Below are 16,382 nucleotides of genomic sequence, written 5' to 3'. Positions count from 1 at the left end.
TAATATATATTTTCTATGGTGAACATAAAAAAGATTTATATTGAGGACTCAAACTATCATTGTATCGAACACATGATTTATTCTGATCAAGCAGGAATTATAAAATCTGTTTCTTACCAATGATTTTTTGCTAAAACAGTGATAAATCAAGGAATTTACTTTTCTATTCTCTAAATTTTATGATACAATAATGGTATGATTTTAATGAAACTTGCTTCCATCTTGCTTTTGGTACTAACCTTAGCTCTGGCGATTATTTTAAGCAGACTCTTTAAGTTAAAAAAAAGGGGCATCAATGCTGCTGATTTAGCTTTTCCTTTTCTAATTTTTGAATACTATTTGATTACGGCTAAGATGTTCACACACAATCAACTTCCAGTATTGGGAACGGCCTTATCAATACTAGCAATTGTGTTAGTCTTTTTCTTCTTAAATAAAAAACGTAGTTTTTATTATCCAAAATTTATTAAATTCTTTTGGCGAGCTGGATTTTTACTAACACTGCTCATCTATATCATCATGATTGTTCAAATTTTCGTGATGAAATAGTCAACTATTACAATATAGCCCACCAACACCTCGATCTTGCTTTCTAGATATTCCTAAGAGGGGCTTTTCTAATGAGATTTTAAAAAAGATTATAAAAAATGTATAGGAGATTAATCAAGTGAAAAAAACGCTCTTGGCAAGCGCCATTACGCTTTCAGTTTTTGGTCTAACAACCAACCTTAGCTATGCTGAGGAAAACAAAGTACAGTCAACCCCAGTAGAAACAACACATAGTGAAACCTCTACTGACAAAGTAGAGAAAAATAGTCTTCCTGCCAAGGAAGCTGAACCTTCAACTGAAGCAAATGCCAATCAAACGACAAATCCAACTAAGAAAGAAGAAGACAAGGCACCAGAAGTTCAAAAAGAAGGTTGGGTATTAGAGGAAAATATCTGGCGCTTCTATGAAAATAATGCCCCTGTTCTTAACTGGAAAAAAATCCACGGAAAATGGTACTACTTCAACAAAGATGGCATCATGTTGAGCGATACTATTTTTGACGGATATATCCTTACTAGTAGCGGGGCCATGATCGATTCCGGTTGGAGTAAACTCCAAGAAAAATGGTATTACGCTAACGCTTATGGAAAAATTTCTCAACAAAAATGGGAAAAGATCGGTGGTGTCTGGTACTATTTTGATCAAGACGGTGTCATGCTCAGCAACACGATTTTTGACGACTATCTGTTTACTAATAGTGGTGCCATGGCTGAGAGTTCTTGGGTAAAACAAGATGGACAATGGTACTATGCCCCTGCTTCTGGTAAATTAATCAAAAATAAGTGGGACAAAATTAGTGGTACCTGGTACTATTTTAACAAAGACGCCACTATGGCAAACAACCAATGGCAAGGTAGCTACTACCTAAAAGGTAGCGGTGCTATGGCTGAAAAAGAATGGATTTTCGATAAAAACTATGATAGTTGGTTCTACTTGAAATCTGGTGGAACCTATGCAGAGCGTCAATGGATCGGATCCTACTACCTCAAGGCAGGTGGCTACATGGCTAAGAGCGAATGGATTGACGATGGTTACTATAAAGCTCGCTACTATGTAGATGAAAATGGAGTCTATGTTACAGGTACCTATAAAATTAATGGGAAAGACCAGCAATTTCAAAGTGATGGAAAATGGCTTGGAGAAGCTTCTACAAGCCACGGGTTTGAAAAGGGGAAATATAACAATATCATCTTCCTAGATCCAGGCCATGGTGGTAAAGATCCTGGAGCATCTTATTATAACATCACCGAAAAAGAACTGAACATGCAAGTTTACCAAAAGCTACGCAAGGAGCTTGAAGGACTCGGCTATACAGTTCTTTCTTCAAGAGACAGTGATGTCTTTGTAGACTATGTCACCGAACGTTCAAGAATGGTTAATAAGACTGACTCAGATATCTTTATTAGTATTCACTTCAATGCTAGTGGTAATCCAGCTTCAAACAGAGCTGGAATCCAGACTTATTCTTATGAAGAAGCTGCTGGTTATCCTTCTAAGATCAATCCTTACTGGCATAACCACCCTGACAGAATCAGTGAAAGCAATCGCCTCGCGGCAGATATCCACTCTTCACTATTAGCTGAAACTGGTGCTAAGGATGCAGGTCGTCTACGAAGTAGTTTTGCTGTCCTTCGAGAAACTAATAAACCAGCCGTTCTATTGGAATTGGGATATATTGACAATTTCAATGAGAATCAACAAGTCCGCAGTGATGCCTACCAAAACAGATTGGTTGCAGGTATTGTAAAAGGGATTCAAAAATATTACGCAGGTCAATAAAGAAAAAATCTCGAGAAAATCTCGAGATTTTTTTGTATTATTTTTCTTACTTATTGGCTTCAGGAAAAAGAAATCCAATTCCAACGCAAGCCAAGACTCCAGCACCGATAACCAAACCGCTTGAAAGTGGCAAGATATCAAGAATGGCATTGGCGATGATAAAGGCAATAATCAAGCTCATGAGACTGGCCTTGTAATCTTTTTTCACCAAATTCTCAAGGGTAAAAAATAGGAATAAACCTACTGGAAAGAGGGCCCAGATATTGACATCCAAACTTGGCCATCCAACAAAACCAAAATACAAAACTGCTACTGCAACGACTAAAAATCCGATACCTACTACTTTTTTCATGATACGACCTCATTTTCTATTTTGTTAGGAAGTTTTATCTCCCTTTAACAATTACAACTATAACAGAAATAAAAATCGCAAACAATAGCTTTTGTCTATGTGGCAGATATGATAGACTATGTGGTCAGAATTTTTCTAAAAAAGAAGCCATTGCTGGCTTCTTTTCATTCATTTTTCATTTTTCTTTAGACTCTAAAGCTGATTTGATGGCATCACGATCAGCTTTCAATTTCGCTAAATTCTTCTCTTCTGATTCTAATTGGCTCGTATCTGGTTTAACGCGATAGTAAACATTTTCTGGATGCATCAACATTCCTTCATATTGTTGTCCTGCAAAGAGTCTATCCTCAGTTTGATTGGAATTGTCTGTTATTTTACCATCACCACCAGGTTCCATGACAACACCACTTGGTACAACGACTACCACAAACCCTCCCGCCTGAGAACCTTTTGCCCAAGCACCAAGGGCTACTGTTTCTGGGTTGCGATCATTCTGACTTTTTGATACTTTCAATTCAACAATAGACTCATGCTTTTGATCATTGTATATCCAAGAAGATTGGACTTCCCCTGAATCATTAATGATATATTCATTACCAGACTGTGTCCGCCAAGTACCCTCTAAACTTGATAAATCATTATTTCTGAGGGCTTCAATATCTAATTTGAGAACAGAAGCTTCTTTTTTTAATTGACTAACATGCTGCTCCGCTTCTGAGATCTTGGTATCCAAATCAGCCAATTGCTCCTTTAGCTTTTGAATTTCCTCTTCCTTTACCTTATCCTTATCATCCTCTTTCCCCTGACTTTTTGTCGTCTCTTCAGTCTTAGATGAGGAAGAAGTTTGATTTGCTTCTTGCTTGAGATTAGGTGAATTTAAAAAGATGCTAGCAACAATGATTATAACTAGAGCTGTTATGGCAAGACCGATATACATTTTTATATTATTAATTATAGAAAGGGTTTCTGCCAATCTAGATGAAGTTCCTTTTCGAACGTGAGTCTTATCTACTTGTTTTATCCGTTCTTTCTTTTTCATGATACTCCTCCTCATTTTGATGAGTATTGATGATTCTAATAAACTAATATAATATTTATTTTATTGCTCTTTCTTATGCCGATTGCAGGGATCGAACCTGTGACCTTCGCGTTACGAATGCGGTGCTCTACCAACTGAGCTAAATCGGCGATTCCACTTATAGTATAGCACTATAAGAAAGGATGTCAAGGGATTCTTAACCCATCTTTTTAATCAAAATCTGACAAGGATTTTGAGGCCCCCAAAGTTGTGGAAAAATCTCTAATTTTTTAAAGCCAAGACTGCGATAAAAGACATTTGTTCGATCATAATCTTTATTAGAGCCTTCTGCTACTGTTTTCACTTGTAAATAATCAACGTTTTTGCGTGCTTCACTTTCTAAAGCAGCAAGCAATTGATTCCCAATCCCTCTACCTTGATGAGCTTTTTTTACACCGAGACAATCAATCTCAGCGCAATCTTCACTAGAATAGGACAAGCTTACAAAGCCAAGCAAATCACTCTCCTGAAAGGCGGCCCACACTTGCAAGTCCTTGGCTCCTTCGATGTAGGCTTGCGTGCTTTCTGGTATTCCAAACCATTCTGGCAAATCCTTTAAAACCTCAGCGACAACTGCCATTTTGGGCTCTTCATCCTTGACTTCTTTAATTACAAGCATCATAAGTTCCTTTCTTTATTTTACTCTTACTTTAGCTCTTACGAACCTGCACTTTCGTAGGCATCCAAGCCCCTGTCCCAGAGTTTCAAAGAAATGACAAAGAAGACAAGGGAAATCAGAATCAAACCACCAATGTTAAAGAGCCCGTCTTTGTCCTGCAAGAAATAGCTGGCAGGATAGTAGGCTGTAAAGGCGAAAGGTACGATAAAGCTAATCAACCAACGAAGAAGGGAATTGTAAATGGAAATCGGGTACTTAGCAAAGTCATTAAACATATAAAAAATGTAAATCATAGCGCCTGACTGCTTGGTCCAAAAAGCAATACTGGCTGTTGCAATTTTCAAGGAAGTATAAATCAAGGTCGCAAAAGGAATACAGACTAGGAAAAGCAGGAATTTGGGAAGAGTCCAAGCAATGCTAGTCGCCGTTGTCGCTAGTAAGATTCCACCGACTAAAAGTTCGCCCAAGGCATCAATCTGAAAGGTCTCAACGAGGATGTGAAAGAGAGGATTGATAGGACGAGTCAGATACTTGTCAAACTCGCCTTTTCGAACTAGTCGTTGACCTAAAGCCCAGAGATTGTCAAAAAAGAGATGATCTAATCCCTTTGGAATTAAGGAAAATCCATAGATAAAGGCAATTTCTTGAAAGGTCCAACCTTCTAGCGAGGGGATGTGTTGAAAGATGACATTGAGAAACAAGAGGTTCAGGCCTTGAGTGAGAAAGACTCCCAAGACACCAACCACAAAATCAACCTTGTATTCCATGATTTGTTTGATGTACTGTCTGATAAAAATCAGATGCATGCGTTGATATTTTTTCATACTAACCTCCCTGAATGGTGATAAATGACTGGACTCGTTTCCAAATCAACTGAGACAAGCCCACCATCACTATAAGCCAGAAAAACTGAAGCAAAAGTGCTTGAAGAATCTGACTGGCATCGTATTTCCCAACAATAATCATGACTGGAGTGTAAATCAAGGATGAAAAAGGCAAGAAGGATAAAATTTCTGAAACCACCTTTGGAAAAAAAGCCAAGGGAATCAGACTTCCAGACATAAAGGATACTAGTGAATCCTTAAATACTTGAGAACCCCATAAATTTTTAAACACAAAGGCTGAAAATCCAAAGCAGATATTAAAGAAAAAGTTAATCAGATAAGCCAGGGTTAAGCTAAAGAGATAAAGGATGGTTAATCCCAGTACTTCTACAACCCCTTGCCCAGACAAGATTTTCATCAAAACAATGACACTTAAAAATGGCAGTCCAACAGAGATAAAAATCAACCACTTGGAACCAAGCTCCATAAAGAGGTAAGAAGCCGCAAAATGCACTGGTCGCAACAAGCGCATGATAATGGAACCATCCTTGACCTCATCACCAATCATAAAGGAAGAATCCGACCTAGTCAGAAGATTAGTCACAAAACTCATGATGATGTAGAGGGTGATATCCGCCATACTGAAGCCCTGAATCAAAGGCTCCTGGGAGGAATCAAAGACAGCCTTCCATAGATAAAAAGCCACAAAAGCACCCATGACATCGCCAATCCGATAAAGTAGAAAGTTGACTCGATAGCTAATCAACTCCTGAATCCCTGCATTGATAAAGGGTTTATAACGTCTCCACAATTTGACCATCTTAGAGCTCCTTTCGGTAGAAGCGACGGATAATATCCTCAATATCCGTATCCACCATCTTCAAATCACGGACTTCAAAATCAGATAAGGTTTGCTTGATAATATCAGCTGATTGGTAGCGGGAACTATCAAATTCAATAGTCAGGTTATTTCCTTGTCTATCAATGGACATATCTGGCAGGCCTTCATAGTGAGAAAGGAGATGACTTTGACCTGGTAGCAGTTCAAAGGAGAGAGTCTTCATCTTACCAAAGGTCTCCTTGAGCTGGCTTACCGTTCCATCAAAAATCTCTTGCCCCTTATCAATCATAAAAATCCGATCACAAAGTTGCTCAATATCACTCAAATCATGAGTAGTCAAGAGAATAGTTGTCTCTTCCTCCTGATTGATCTGAGTAATGGCTCGACGAATGTTATCCTTGACCGAAACGTCCAAGCCAATGGTCGGCTCATCTAAAAAGAGAACCTTGGGATTGTGAAGCAAGGAAGCCGCAATATCCGCCCGCATCCGTTGACCCAGTGAAAGAGTCCGCACAGGATCCTTGATAAATTCCTTCAAATCCAAAACTTCATTCAAAAAGTCCATACGCTTATGGAAGAGCGAGTCTGGCACATCATAAATCTCTTTTAAAACCGTGTAGGTCTCTTGCAGGGCCAGATCCCACCATAGCTGGGTGCGTTGTCCGAAAACGACTCCAATATCCTTGACATAATCTTGGCGATTGTCCTGGGGAATCTTGCCGTTAATCCGACAAAAGCCAGATGTGGGTTTTAAAATCCCTGTCAGCATTTTGATGGTGGTTGACTTTCCAGCACCATTTGCCCCGATAAATCCTAAAATCTGCCCTTTTGGAACTTCAAAAGTCAAATCCTTGACCGCTTCAAAGGTCTGCTTTTCAGGATGAATAAAGGAGCGCAAGGCTCCCTTCAAGCCCGGTTCCTTAACAGTCTTCACAAAATTTTTCTGAAGATGTTCCACTTCTATCATTGCCATATCTATCTCCCTATCGTAAGAAACAACATTGTATTTTTGACTACAAATATTCTAAATCCTTACTTTCTACACTTTCTCATTATTATTACAGAAGGCTTTATACCAACCTATTATAGTCCAATAAAAAAAGGAATGCAAGCGTTTGCTTATAGATTATGAATTTAGAGATTTCTCTCTTATAATAATGCTTTTGAAACAGAAATTCTGGTTCAATAGTTTCCTTAAGATACACAAAAACCTGCCTTCTTTTTCAACATAAGGAAAGAAAGCCCTAATAACACCCTGTATACGTCTTAGAGAACAGTTGTCTCTATCAAGGATTACTGTTAGTCGGTCAATACTGATATAAATAGATTTTTCTAGTTCTGATAAATCTACTCGACTTTGATATTCTCGTAGTGCTTGAAGGTTATTTTTCATCTGTAACGCCTCCTTTCTATAATTGCTAAATGCGTAGGTCAATGTTACTATTGAGTTTTGCTGACGACACGTTACTTAGGGCTTTGCCTTAAGTGTATCTGTTTGCTGGCTGTTAGAAACGCCAGCTTTTTTAGAGATTGAGAGAACTACGTGCTTCGGGCGCATTGCCTTCGGCTTGGACCCTTGCTCTTGTCTCACAATCTCTAAACTAGGCGAATGGTAGGAGTAAGTATTGCCAATTTTTCTGACATTTACTGTGTAGAAGCCATAATATCCTTAGCTAGCCAAATTTCGCTTCTTATGGACTTTTTATTACCATTTTGGTATAATCATATTGGTTTTAAACGAAAGCCTCAGAATGCTTTGCAGAGCTTTCTGGGGTGTTTTTTCATATTCATAAGCGAACTAGTATTACCTACATTGTATATCTTTTAGTCATATAATCATAATACAACCATTTTGGTTATAGGCCAATAGAAAAGCGAAAGGAATTTTAAAATGTTGAAAGACAATATAAAAAAAGCCCGACTAGATGCAGGACTTACTCAATTAGAAGTTGCTGAAAAGTTAGGTGTGGCTCAAGCTCAATATGCTAGGTGGGAGAACGGGGGGAGAACGGGGGGAGAAATCCAAAGGATGATACAGTAGAGAAACTAGCTGAAATCTTAAATACTTCTTTTGAGATTCTTAAAGGACGAGATGATGGCCTTGAGGAGATAGTTAGTTTATTGAGAGAGCATGAATTAACAGAGGAAGATAAAAACCAAATTATTAGTCTTTTACAGGACTTCTTAATAAACAAGTCAAAATAATGCATTGGTTGGAGAATTAAAAGTGAATAACATCCGAGAACAAAAAAAGCAAGCTAAAGCATTTATTAAACGCTGGGAAAACCGTGGCAATGAAAGACAAGACAGTCAGTCATTTTGGCTTGACTTACTTCAATCTGTTTATGCGGTGTAGACAAATTTGAATTTGTTGAACTTAGCAAGGTATAAGTTTCTATGAGATGAAGCCTATAAAATTTGTACGGATACTGTAGGGTAAGAAAAGAAATATTCCTCTATACTAAAATAAACCAAAAGAAAGGGGAAATCAAAGTGAATATTATCAAGTCGTTTAACGATACGATTGATTATCTTGAAACAGTTCTTGATGATGAAATTGATGAAAAGAAAGTAACTCAGTTATCCGGATATTCGTATTCAATGTTCAGTCGCTTATTTTCTATTCTGACTGAAACAACGCTTTCAGAATATTTAAGAAGCAGAAGATTGACGGAAGCGGCCGTTATATTAAGAAATAAGGATGAAAAAATTATTGATGTTGCTTTCAAATTTGGATATGAGTCATCAGATTCATTTGGAACAGCTTTTAAAAATTTTCATGGATTTACTCCTTCTGAGGTAAGAAATGGAAAACCATTCAAATTAGTATCACGAGTGCAGTTAGCACTAAGTGTAAGAGGAGGAAGAAGCATGAACATTACAATTCAAAAGAAACAAGCATTTACAGTTGCAGGGGTAAATGAACAAAGCATCAATTCATCATTATGTCCAAGTGTCTGGGATAAGCTGTATGAAAAATATAGCCACGATGAACTTGCAAGTCTGGGAAACGGTCAAAGTGTTGGCGTTTGCCATGATGTGGAAAACCCAAGCACAATAAACTATATGGCTGGTTATATCGTTAATGATGTAGATAAAGCCACAAGTATGGGCTTAGATGTTTTGGAAGTGGAAGAAGCAGAGTATGCAGTTGTAGAATTAGTAGGAAGTGTTCCGGAGTGCATTCATAACGGGTGGAAATATGCAATGGAAGTATTCTTCCCTGAGCATGGCTATATTCATTCAGGAAAATCTGACTTTGAATATTACTATGAAGGTGATATGCACAGCAAAGACTACAAAATGGAACTTTGGATTCCGATAACTAAAGCTTAAAAACCATATTGAGATATAGCGTAAAGTAGGAGGAAATATTATGCCAAGACCAAGAACAAAAGAAGATTTAATGATTGCAGCGAAAGAAAACTATGGTAAGTTGAACGTATTAATTGCTAAGCTATCTGACGAAGAATTAAACACACCTCTTGACTTTTCAAGTGATGAAAAAAAGAAAGAGGCTCATTGGAAAAGAGACAAAAATTTAAGAGATATTTTGATTCATTTATATGAATGGCACCAACTTCTTTTGAATTGGGTAGATACAAATTTAAAGGGAGTGGCAAAACCTTTTATTCCAGCTCCATATAATTGGAAAACTTATGGAGATATGAATGTCGAGTTTTGGAAAAAACATCAAAATACTTCTCTTGAAGATGCAAAAGAAATGTTTCATAAATCTCATAAAGATATTTTAGAATTAGCTGAGAGATTTACAAACGAAGAATTGTTTTCAAAAGATGTCTATAAGTGGGTAGGAGGAAGTGTACTTGGTTCGTATTTTGTAAGCACTACTTCAAGTCATTATGATTGGGCGATGAAAAAATTAAAAGCACATCAAAAAAATTGTAAGAAAAAATAAGCAGATATGGAGATGATAGAATGCATTTTACGAAGGTAAAAGGAATATTATCTTCAAAAAATGGAATGAATTTATTCCGAGGCTGTACACATGGTTGTATTTATTGTGACTCAAGAAGTAAATGCTATCAGATAAACCATAGATTTGAAGATGTAGAAGTTAAAGAATGAATGAATATGGTATCTTTTTGGTAGCTAAACAGACAAAATATCTTGTTTTTTGCAAATAATACTTAAAAAGAATGTTGATTTATCAGCATTCTTTTTTGTTTCAAATCGATTCTCGGAATTATAGTGCAAATATCTACGGAAAACAAGTGTTAATTTATATCGAAAATTTTTATCCCTAAGAAAAGATAAAAAGGTGATGCTGCATCACCTCCCTCTACCAAGTTAAGTCTTCAATCATGCTTCTTACTTGTGAATCAAGGGTCTTATCCTTCTTCAGTTCTCCAACCAAAGTCTGAATCTGCCGGACTAGATTTGGATCATTGTCATTATAGCATCGATGAAGCATCCAGATGTTATGCACAGTTGGACTTTTTAGAACTGACTCCATCAATAATTCCTCATAGCCTTGATGATAAAATCGCTCCACGAAGTGAACCAACTCACCTGGAGCTCCAAAATCTACTTCTGGATGCTTGGAAATAAAGTCTAAAATGGGGGCAACCAAATCAAAGGATTGATCATAAAGCTCCATAGCATCCATAATTTCATCTGCCAACTCAAATTCTTGGTCTTCAGTAATTGCATCATGCAAAGCAACTAACATATCATCTTTAGTAAGCATCTGATTCTCCTTTTCAACTTTTCCATATCATTATTCGTTTTCGAACTTCTTCTTCACTCATCAAACCTTGTTCGTAAGTAGTTTTCCAACTCCTTTTGGGATAAATCACTAGGAAGTTCAAACACATACTCATATCCTTCATCACAAAAGGAAACCTTTAGATTGGACGGGAACCACTGACGAAGCCAGATGATATAGGAGGCATAATCTTGTAATCTATTTGTTGAATCAAAGTAATCAATCACAAAAACATTTTTCTTGCTACTTAAAGAACTTTCCAAGGTAAGCTGAGGACTTTGATAATCCCAAGAAAGCGAGTAAGCTTTTTCAGGATTCGTCCTTTCTCTGATCAAAATACCTGGGAATTTTTCTCTCAAAGCAGTACAAAAGGCTTGTAAATCTAGGAATATGGGGTCTTTACTCTCAATAAAGACAAAATCAGCAGTACTCATCAGTCTCTCTCCTTCTTTTTAAAACTGAAAACAGACCTTAACCATCAATGGCAAAATTCTCCAGACTCTCAAATGCCTGACCCTGATAGTCAAAAGAAAAGATATGAATATCATCAAAAGTTTGATCGCAGAAAGTAACGGTTTGTCTTTCTGGCTCGATGATGGGTTTACCCAATTTTTCAGTAGCTTCTTCATCTGTGAAATACCCATAAAATTCTTGTAAATGAGGCAGTATAAAAGCAAGAATACGAGTTCTATTTTTATGGTAATTAGCTGCAAGCAACTGAGCTTCTATCTCAAAATTTCCACTTGGTTTTTCTTCCCAAGCTACAAGAACATCATCTACTTCATGTAGGTAGGCTTGCAAGGACTGATCGAATATCATGGCTATTGTCCCTTCTATTCTATTTACAATAACAGAAAACAAAAATCACATAGATTGAGCTAAATGATTACCTAAAAGTATCTGGCATAATTCTTTTCACACTCTCATCTTTGTCAACTAGAAAGCAATCTGGAAAGGTCATCTGTTCCCATTTTTTATAATCAAAACTTGAATCAAAATGATTGATTAAAATTCCTAGCAAATTTCCATGAGAACTCAGTAAAATGGTTTTATCTGAATACCTTTCTTCCAAGTCCGCAAATAAATCTAAAATTCTATTTAATGCTTCTCGATTGGACTCGCCTCCAATGAGAGATTTATCTGGATTTTGCCATAAATATTGAATTGTTTTTTCAAACTCAGTATCTTCAATAAATCTTGAGGATAATTTTCTTTCACGTAAACGATTATCAAGTACTATCTTATCAAATTGAACGGGAGAACTATTTACTGTCTCAAAAGCTCGCTTATAAGGGCTTGAAATAAAGTAATCTATTTTACAAGCATTTAAAAACTCCAACTGTTCAAGAGAAGAAAATCCTTTTTCCGACAATGTTCTATTAAAATCATCACTCGAGAATCTTGAATGAGCATGTCTAAGTACAATATAAGTGTTCTTCATAAAATGTCACCTCTCAATTATTGGAATCAGTTCAAAATAACTTTCTAAATCACAGTTACTCTGTTAAAAATTCTTCAATTCGAGAAACAAGTTCATTATTTTGATAATGATAGAGGTCATGTGGCGCATCCATATAGATGACTTGAACATTAGACTGGTCACTAGCAAATGTCTCTGCATAATGCTGCCATTCTGATTGGCTAAAGGTCGTGCCTTCACCGTTAGAAACCAGTAATAAGGTGGGAATTTTCGGATTGATGCTAGAGGGAGCTTTCTTGGCATTTTCCTTTGCCAAACGGGATTCATGAAGCATGGCTTGTGACATCAACTGCTTATATGCTAGTAATTTATATTGTTGTCGTTCAGTTTCAGTCAGAGATGGATTTTTTATATAAAAGGACTCAGGGAAATAGCGTAATAAACCAATCTTGCTAGTCCAATAGGCCACAGTAAGCAAGGCCTGATTATCCTTTAAGTCCTCATAACTTGCTGGTAATGCCCAATCCAGACCAACCAAGGCTTTCACTTCATCAGGATACTTTTCCTGCCAAGCCAGACTTTCAAGGCTAGCCATTGAATGAGACAGAATGATAAAAGGTCCTGATATATTTGCTTGTGATAGAGCTTGACGTGTCTCAGACAAAACTTCCATCACATCTCTGGATTGATTGCTATCCTCACTATAACCATAGCCAGCCCGCTCCACGATGACTACCTTATATTTTTTTGATAAGGAATCTGAAACATTCTTAAAGTCCAAGATTGGGGAAGCAATTCCAGCACCTGATAGAACTATTATTGTCTCTGGACCATCCCCCTCAACGTAAACATTGATTTTGTGCCCATTAACGAGAACAGTTTTACCCATAGGAGTTAGAGAGGCTTGTTCCTTTTCTAAGCTGATACGATGAAAGATAAATGTTGCTACTAAAAACAAGATAAGGAAAGTAAGAAGGACAAGGGCTGATTTTTTCAGTATTTTCATAGCATTATTGTACAAAAATTAGACTCTTTTAGCAACTTAAGGATGGTCCTTCTAGTCTATAATCTCTATAAATCCAACACAAAAAACCCACCTTCACAGGCGGGTTTCATTTTGTATGGTTCAGCTAGATTAAGCTTTACCTTCTGAACCGAATACGTCGATACGTTCTTCAACTGATGCTTGGATAGCTTTTACACCGTCAGCCAAGAATTTACGTGGGTCGAAGAGTTTCTTCTTGTCGTATTCTGCTTCGTTTGCTTCGTAGTCACGAGCAAATTTACGAGTTGCGTTAGCGAATGCGATTTGGCATTCAGTGTTAACGTTAACTTTAGCAACACCAAGTTTGATAGCTGCTTGGATTTGGTCATCAGGAATACCTGAACCACCGTGCAATACGATTGGGAATCCTGGTACAGCTTCAGTCAATTTTTGCAAGTGATCAAGGTGAAGACCTTTCCAGTTTTCTGGGTAAGGACCGTGGATGTTACCGATACCAGCTGCCAAGAAGTCGATACCAGTTGCAACCATTGCTTTAGCGTCTTCGATTGGAGCCAATTCACCATCACCGATGATTCCGTCTTCTTCACCACCGATAGTTCCAACTTCAGCTTCTACTGATACACCATTTGCGTGAGCAAATTCTACAACTTTACGAGCTTTTTCAAGGTTTTCTTCAACTGGAAGGTGTGAACCATCAAACATAACTGAAGTATAACCAACTTGAATACACTCAAGTGCATCTTCGTAGTGACCGTGGTCAAGGTGGATAGCTACTGGTACAGTGATACCCATTGATTCAACAAGGTTAGCGATCAAGTTGCGAGCAACTTTGTAACCACCCATGTATTTAGCAGCACCCATTGAAGTTTGGATCAAAACTGGAGCTTTTTTAGCTTCTGCTGCGCGCAAGATAGCTTGAGTCCACTCAAGGTTGTTTGTGTTAAATCCACCAACTGCATAACCGTTGTCACGAGCTGCTTGGACAAATTTTTCTGCTGAAACGATTGCCATTTTATCAGGCCTCCTGTATATTTTTATGGGACATCCCATTTACATTGTTCATTTTATCACTTTTTAGCAAAAAAAGCTAGTTTTTCCCGTAGTTTCGATTGAATTTCTTCTATTTTCAGATATGTAAACCTTTTCCCACTTGGTCTAATCCTTGTTCTCAGGCAAATTCATATAAAATACCAAGTGATCATCATGTCTTTCAAAGCGATAGTCAATTTCTTCGTTTTCCAATAAACTTTTGACGACGAAGAGTCCCAAACCAGCTCCCTTGCTTTGTCGACTAGAGGAAGTGAAGGATTGTTCAAATTTATCTTGTTCCTCAGATGTACAGGCGTTCTCAATAAAGACCCAACCATCTTTTTCTCCAATTTTCAGATAACCACCTTGAACAGAGTGTTTCACAGCATTACTGATAAGATTTGAAAGAATCAGCTTGAGTACAGAAGAATTTAGATAAGTTTGTTGGTTAGTCAGTTGATTGTCTACAGTGATTTCTCTCTCTTTGGCTAATAAGTCATAGTCCTGCAATAGGAGATTTGTCATCTCCAGAAGGTTGATTTCTTCCTTCTTATCTCGCAATTCCTGCACTGAAGAAAGGGATAGGATTTGCTGAACATGATGACTCAAATCATCTACGATACCCAAAGAAACTCCCAGGTAATAGTCACGGTCTTTGTAGCGTCCAATATTGGCTTGCATATTTTCCAGAAGGATTTTTAGACTAGCTAGAGGTGTTTTCAGTTCATGGGAAGCTCCTCGTAAAAACTCCACCTTCATCTTTTCTAACTGGAGTATGGCCTCGTTTTTCTCATGTAAGTCCTCAATAACCGTCAAAAGATGCTGATAGAGGCTATTGATTTGTTCCTTGAGATCCCCAATCTCATCCTTGGAATCCACGCGCAACCGTACTTGAGCATCCAAGTCCATCATCCGTCGAGTTACTCGTTTGATTTCCAATATCGGAGCTACGATTGTTCTCGCATAGATATAAGCAATCAGGAGTGAAATCAGAAAGGAAGCTAATAGTGTGTAGGGTAGAAATTGCAGGCTCATATCTTCTGCTTCTTTCTGCAAATCCATAGAAGCAATAAACTGTAAGGTCAAGGTCTGACCATCTTTAGATTGGACTTCTCTTTCCTCAATGACCAAAGAAGCCGTCTGTCGTTCTTTATCAATGGGAAGATTGTCCTTGACCTCCAACTTATCCTGGGTCATCTCTCCCTTGATGGCTCCCTTAATATCACTGCTTTTAGAATAAAGTTCAAGGACTTCCTGAATAGTTTGACTGTCCTTTCCTTGGAGAGTTTGAGCAATTTCTGTAGCCTTGAGCCCTATACTCTCCTGACGATGACTGAGATAGGTCGGAGGAAAGAGGAAATAGATGGCCAAATGCAAACAAATGACCAAGGTAGAAAATACCGAAAAGGTATAAATAAATATCTTTTTAAATAAACCTGAACGTCTCATTTTCTCTCCAATTTATAACCAACATTGCGCACGGTAAGAATACAATCTAGATCCAATTTTTTTCGTAATTCCTTGATATAGACATCGATAACACGGTCAAAAGGTACCTCATCTGTCAATTTCCATACAGCGTCGATAATCTGAGCTCTAGTCAAAGCACGACCTTCGTTTTTAACGAGATAGTCTAAAATTTCTAATTCTTTTGCATTCACTGCAACTTCTTGATCAGCCACTGTGGCACTATAACTGTCAAAATCGACCTTGGTATCCTTATAGGTAAAGCTACGACCTGCATCATAATAACGTTTAAAGATAGCATCCACTCGAACCTTCAACAAAGAAAGGGAAAAGGGCTTTTCCAGATATCCATCAGCTAGTGAGGCAAAGGCACTCATCTTATACTCTTCATCCTGAAAAGCTGTCAACATCAAGACCGGAACTTGGCTAGTCTTACGGATTTCTGACAATACTTCTAAACCATTGAGTTTCGGCATTTGAATATCTAAGAGAACCAGGGCAACTTGGTGATGAAAAAATTGTTCTAAGGCCTCAAGGCCATCTGCTGCCTGAATGGTTTCATAGCCACAATCCGTCAAATAGTCACTAATTCCCTCACGAATCATGTCTTCATCTTCTACAATTAGAATTTTCATATAAATCCTTTTCTATCAAAAATGCTACCTATATTATATCTCATTTGAGTGAG

Annotated in this window: 18 protein-coding genes, 1 tRNA gene and 3 pseudogenes; 7 read left to right on the top strand and 15 right to left on the bottom strand. The window is 37.5% G+C overall.

Annotation, left to right across the window (positions count from 1 at the left end):
• The first annotated feature begins 195 nt into the window (after positions 1-195).
• Both HMPREF2619_RS03930 and HMPREF2619_RS03925 read left to right on the top strand, forming a co-directional pair.
• Complete coding sequence (locus HMPREF2619_RS03930) at positions 196-549, top strand: DUF3397 domain-containing protein (protein ID WP_060955976.1); 354 nt, start codon at positions 196-198, stop codon at positions 547-549.
• A gap of 118 nt (positions 550-667) precedes the next feature.
• Positions 668-2,329, top strand: a complete 1,662-nt coding sequence (locus HMPREF2619_RS03925) for an N-acetylmuramoyl-L-alanine amidase (RefSeq protein ID WP_070459188.1) — start codon at positions 668-670, stop codon at positions 2,327-2,329.
• 46 nt (positions 2,330-2,375) lie between these two features.
• Here HMPREF2619_RS03925 and HMPREF2619_RS03920 read toward each other — a convergent pair whose 3' ends face one another.
• The 7 genes from HMPREF2619_RS03920 to HMPREF2619_RS03890 form a co-directional block, all read right to left on the bottom strand.
• Positions 2,376-2,681, bottom strand: a complete 306-nt coding sequence (locus HMPREF2619_RS03920) for a hypothetical protein (protein WP_049504204.1) — start codon at positions 2,679-2,681, stop codon at positions 2,376-2,378.
• Between the two features lie 175 nt (positions 2,682-2,856).
• Entirely contained in the window at positions 2,857-3,720 is an 864-nt protein-coding gene (locus HMPREF2619_RS03915; protein WP_070459186.1) for a DUF6287 domain-containing protein, read from the bottom strand.
• 76 nt (positions 3,721-3,796) lie between these two features.
• Positions 3,797-3,869: transfer RNA gene (locus HMPREF2619_RS03910), tRNA-Thr, on the bottom strand.
• Between the two features lie 47 nt (positions 3,870-3,916).
• Positions 3,917-4,378 carry a GNAT family N-acetyltransferase gene (locus tag HMPREF2619_RS03905; protein ID WP_049503797.1) on the bottom strand — a complete coding sequence of 154 codons (462 nt, stop codon included), beginning with the start codon at positions 4,376-4,378 and terminating at the stop codon, positions 3,917-3,919.
• A gap of 38 nt (positions 4,379-4,416) precedes the next feature.
• Positions 4,417-5,202 carry an ABC transporter permease gene (locus tag HMPREF2619_RS03900; protein ID WP_049509910.1) on the bottom strand — a complete coding sequence of 262 codons (786 nt, stop codon included), beginning with the start codon at positions 5,200-5,202 and terminating at the stop codon, positions 4,417-4,419.
• A gap of 1 nt (position 5,203) precedes the next feature.
• Positions 5,204-6,022, bottom strand: coding sequence for an ABC transporter permease (locus HMPREF2619_RS03895; protein WP_070459184.1), 819 nt, complete (start codon positions 6,020-6,022; stop codon positions 5,204-5,206).
• A 1-nt stretch (position 6,023) separates the two neighbouring features.
• The gene (locus tag HMPREF2619_RS03890) at positions 6,024-7,016 is read right to left on the bottom strand and encodes an ABC transporter ATP-binding protein (protein ID WP_070459182.1); all 993 of its coding nucleotides are present in this window, start codon (positions 7,014-7,016) and stop codon (positions 6,024-6,026) included.
• A 918-nt stretch (positions 7,017-7,934) separates the two neighbouring features.
• Here HMPREF2619_RS03890 and HMPREF2619_RS03880 point away from each other — a divergent pair.
• From HMPREF2619_RS03880 to HMPREF2619_RS11745, 5 genes and pseudogenes are all read left to right on the top strand, one after another.
• A pseudogene (locus HMPREF2619_RS03880) lies at positions 7,935-8,248 on the top strand (helix-turn-helix transcriptional regulator).
• A 22-nt stretch (positions 8,249-8,270) separates the two neighbouring features.
• Positions 8,271-8,396 (top strand): annotated as a pseudogene (locus HMPREF2619_RS11785) (methylase); the annotation flags it as partial.
• 140 nt (positions 8,397-8,536) lie between these two features.
• Positions 8,537-9,379: an AraC family transcriptional regulator gene (locus HMPREF2619_RS03875; RefSeq protein ID WP_070459244.1), complete on the top strand. Its 843-nt coding sequence runs from the start codon at positions 8,537-8,539 to the stop codon at positions 9,377-9,379.
• Between the two features lie 40 nt (positions 9,380-9,419).
• On the top strand, positions 9,420-9,962 hold the full coding sequence (locus HMPREF2619_RS03870) for a ClbS/DfsB family four-helix bundle protein (protein ID WP_070459179.1): 543 nt from the start codon (positions 9,420-9,422) through the stop codon (positions 9,960-9,962).
• A gap of 20 nt (positions 9,963-9,982) precedes the next feature.
• Positions 9,983-10,129, top strand: a pseudogene (locus tag HMPREF2619_RS11745) (radical SAM protein); the annotation flags it as partial.
• Between the two features lie 217 nt (positions 10,130-10,346).
• Here HMPREF2619_RS11745 and HMPREF2619_RS03865 read toward each other — a convergent pair.
• The 8 genes from HMPREF2619_RS03865 to vncR form a co-directional block, all read right to left on the bottom strand.
• Complete coding sequence (locus tag HMPREF2619_RS03865; RefSeq protein ID WP_070459177.1) at positions 10,347-10,754, bottom strand: hypothetical protein; 408 nt, start codon at positions 10,752-10,754, stop codon at positions 10,347-10,349.
• A 53-nt stretch (positions 10,755-10,807) separates the two neighbouring features.
• Positions 10,808-11,206, bottom strand: coding sequence for a hypothetical protein (locus tag HMPREF2619_RS03860; protein ID WP_070459173.1), 399 nt, complete (start codon positions 11,204-11,206; stop codon positions 10,808-10,810).
• 37 nt (positions 11,207-11,243) lie between these two features.
• Complete coding sequence (locus HMPREF2619_RS03855) at positions 11,244-11,591, bottom strand: hypothetical protein (protein ID WP_060955985.1); 348 nt, start codon at positions 11,589-11,591, stop codon at positions 11,244-11,246.
• Between the two features lie 67 nt (positions 11,592-11,658).
• Positions 11,659-12,213, bottom strand: a complete 555-nt coding sequence (locus tag HMPREF2619_RS03850; protein WP_070459171.1) for a histidine phosphatase family protein — start codon at positions 12,211-12,213, stop codon at positions 11,659-11,661.
• Positions 12,214-12,268: 55 nt separating this feature from the next.
• Positions 12,269-13,198, bottom strand: a complete 930-nt coding sequence (locus tag HMPREF2619_RS03845; RefSeq protein ID WP_070459242.1) for an alpha/beta fold hydrolase — start codon at positions 13,196-13,198, stop codon at positions 12,269-12,271.
• A gap of 129 nt (positions 13,199-13,327) precedes the next feature.
• Positions 13,328-14,209, bottom strand: coding sequence for a class II fructose-bisphosphate aldolase (locus HMPREF2619_RS03840; RefSeq protein WP_060955987.1), 882 nt, complete (start codon positions 14,207-14,209; stop codon positions 13,328-13,330).
• A gap of 144 nt (positions 14,210-14,353) precedes the next feature.
• Positions 14,354-15,676, bottom strand: coding sequence for a sensor histidine kinase VncS (gene vncS / locus HMPREF2619_RS03835; RefSeq protein ID WP_070459169.1), 1,323 nt, complete (start codon positions 15,674-15,676; stop codon positions 14,354-14,356).
• On the bottom strand, positions 15,673-16,329 hold the full coding sequence (vncR, locus tag HMPREF2619_RS03830) for a response regulator transcription factor VncR (RefSeq protein ID WP_070459167.1): 657 nt from the start codon (positions 16,327-16,329) through the stop codon (positions 15,673-15,675). The genes vncS and vncR overlap by 4 nt, the downstream gene beginning before the upstream one ends.
• Positions 16,330-16,382: the final 53 nt, after the last annotated feature.

This window comes from Streptococcus sp. HMSC074B11, from assembly GCF_001808705.1.
Lineage (GTDB): Bacteria > Bacillota > Bacilli > Lactobacillales > Streptococcaceae > Streptococcus.
The sequence above is the reverse complement of the archived record's forward strand: the minus strand, read 5'-3'. Positions and strand labels throughout refer to the sequence as shown.

Coding starts and splice junctions, on each gene's coding strand:
- HMPREF2619_RS03930 (WP_060955976.1), top strand. CDS start 196: ATGATTTTAATGAAACTTGCTTCCATCTTGCTTTTGGTACTAACCTTA.
- HMPREF2619_RS03920 (WP_049504204.1), bottom strand. CDS start 2,681: ATGAAAAAAGTAGTAGGTATCGGATTTTTAGTCGTTGCAGTAGCAGTT.
- HMPREF2619_RS03915 (WP_070459186.1), bottom strand. CDS start 3,720: ATGAAAAAGAAAGAACGGATAAAACAAGTAGATAAGACTCACGTTCGA.
- HMPREF2619_RS03905 (WP_049503797.1), bottom strand. CDS start 4,378: ATGCTTGTAATTAAAGAAGTCAAGGATGAAGAGCCCAAAATGGCAGTT.
- HMPREF2619_RS03900 (WP_049509910.1), bottom strand. CDS start 5,202: ATGAAAAAATATCAACGCATGCATCTGATTTTTATCAGACAGTACATC.
- HMPREF2619_RS03895 (WP_070459184.1), bottom strand. CDS start 6,022: ATGGTCAAATTGTGGAGACGTTATAAACCCTTTATCAATGCAGGGATT.
- HMPREF2619_RS03890 (WP_070459182.1), bottom strand. CDS start 7,016: ATGGCAATGATAGAAGTGGAACATCTTCAGAAAAATTTTGTGAAGACT.
- HMPREF2619_RS03870 (WP_070459179.1), top strand. CDS start 9,420: ATGCCAAGACCAAGAACAAAAGAAGATTTAATGATTGCAGCGAAAGAA.
- HMPREF2619_RS03865 (WP_070459177.1), bottom strand. CDS start 10,754: ATGCTTACTAAAGATGATATGTTAGTTGCTTTGCATGATGCAATTACT.
- HMPREF2619_RS03860 (WP_070459173.1), bottom strand. CDS start 11,206: ATGAGTACTGCTGATTTTGTCTTTATTGAGAGTAAAGACCCCATATTC.
- HMPREF2619_RS03855 (WP_060955985.1), bottom strand. CDS start 11,591: ATGATATTCGATCAGTCCTTGCAAGCCTACCTACATGAAGTAGATGAT.
- HMPREF2619_RS03850 (WP_070459171.1), bottom strand. CDS start 12,213: ATGAAGAACACTTATATTGTACTTAGACATGCTCATTCAAGATTCTCG.
- HMPREF2619_RS03845 (WP_070459242.1), bottom strand. CDS start 13,198: ATGAAAATACTGAAAAAATCAGCCCTTGTCCTTCTTACTTTCCTTATC.
- HMPREF2619_RS03840 (WP_060955987.1), bottom strand. CDS start 14,209: ATGGCAATCGTTTCAGCAGAAAAATTTGTCCAAGCAGCTCGTGACAAC.
- vncS (WP_070459169.1), bottom strand. CDS start 15,676: ATGAGACGTTCAGGTTTATTTAAAAAGATATTTATTTATACCTTTTCG.
- vncR (WP_070459167.1), bottom strand. CDS start 16,329: ATGAAAATTCTAATTGTAGAAGATGAAGACATGATTCGTGAGGGAATT.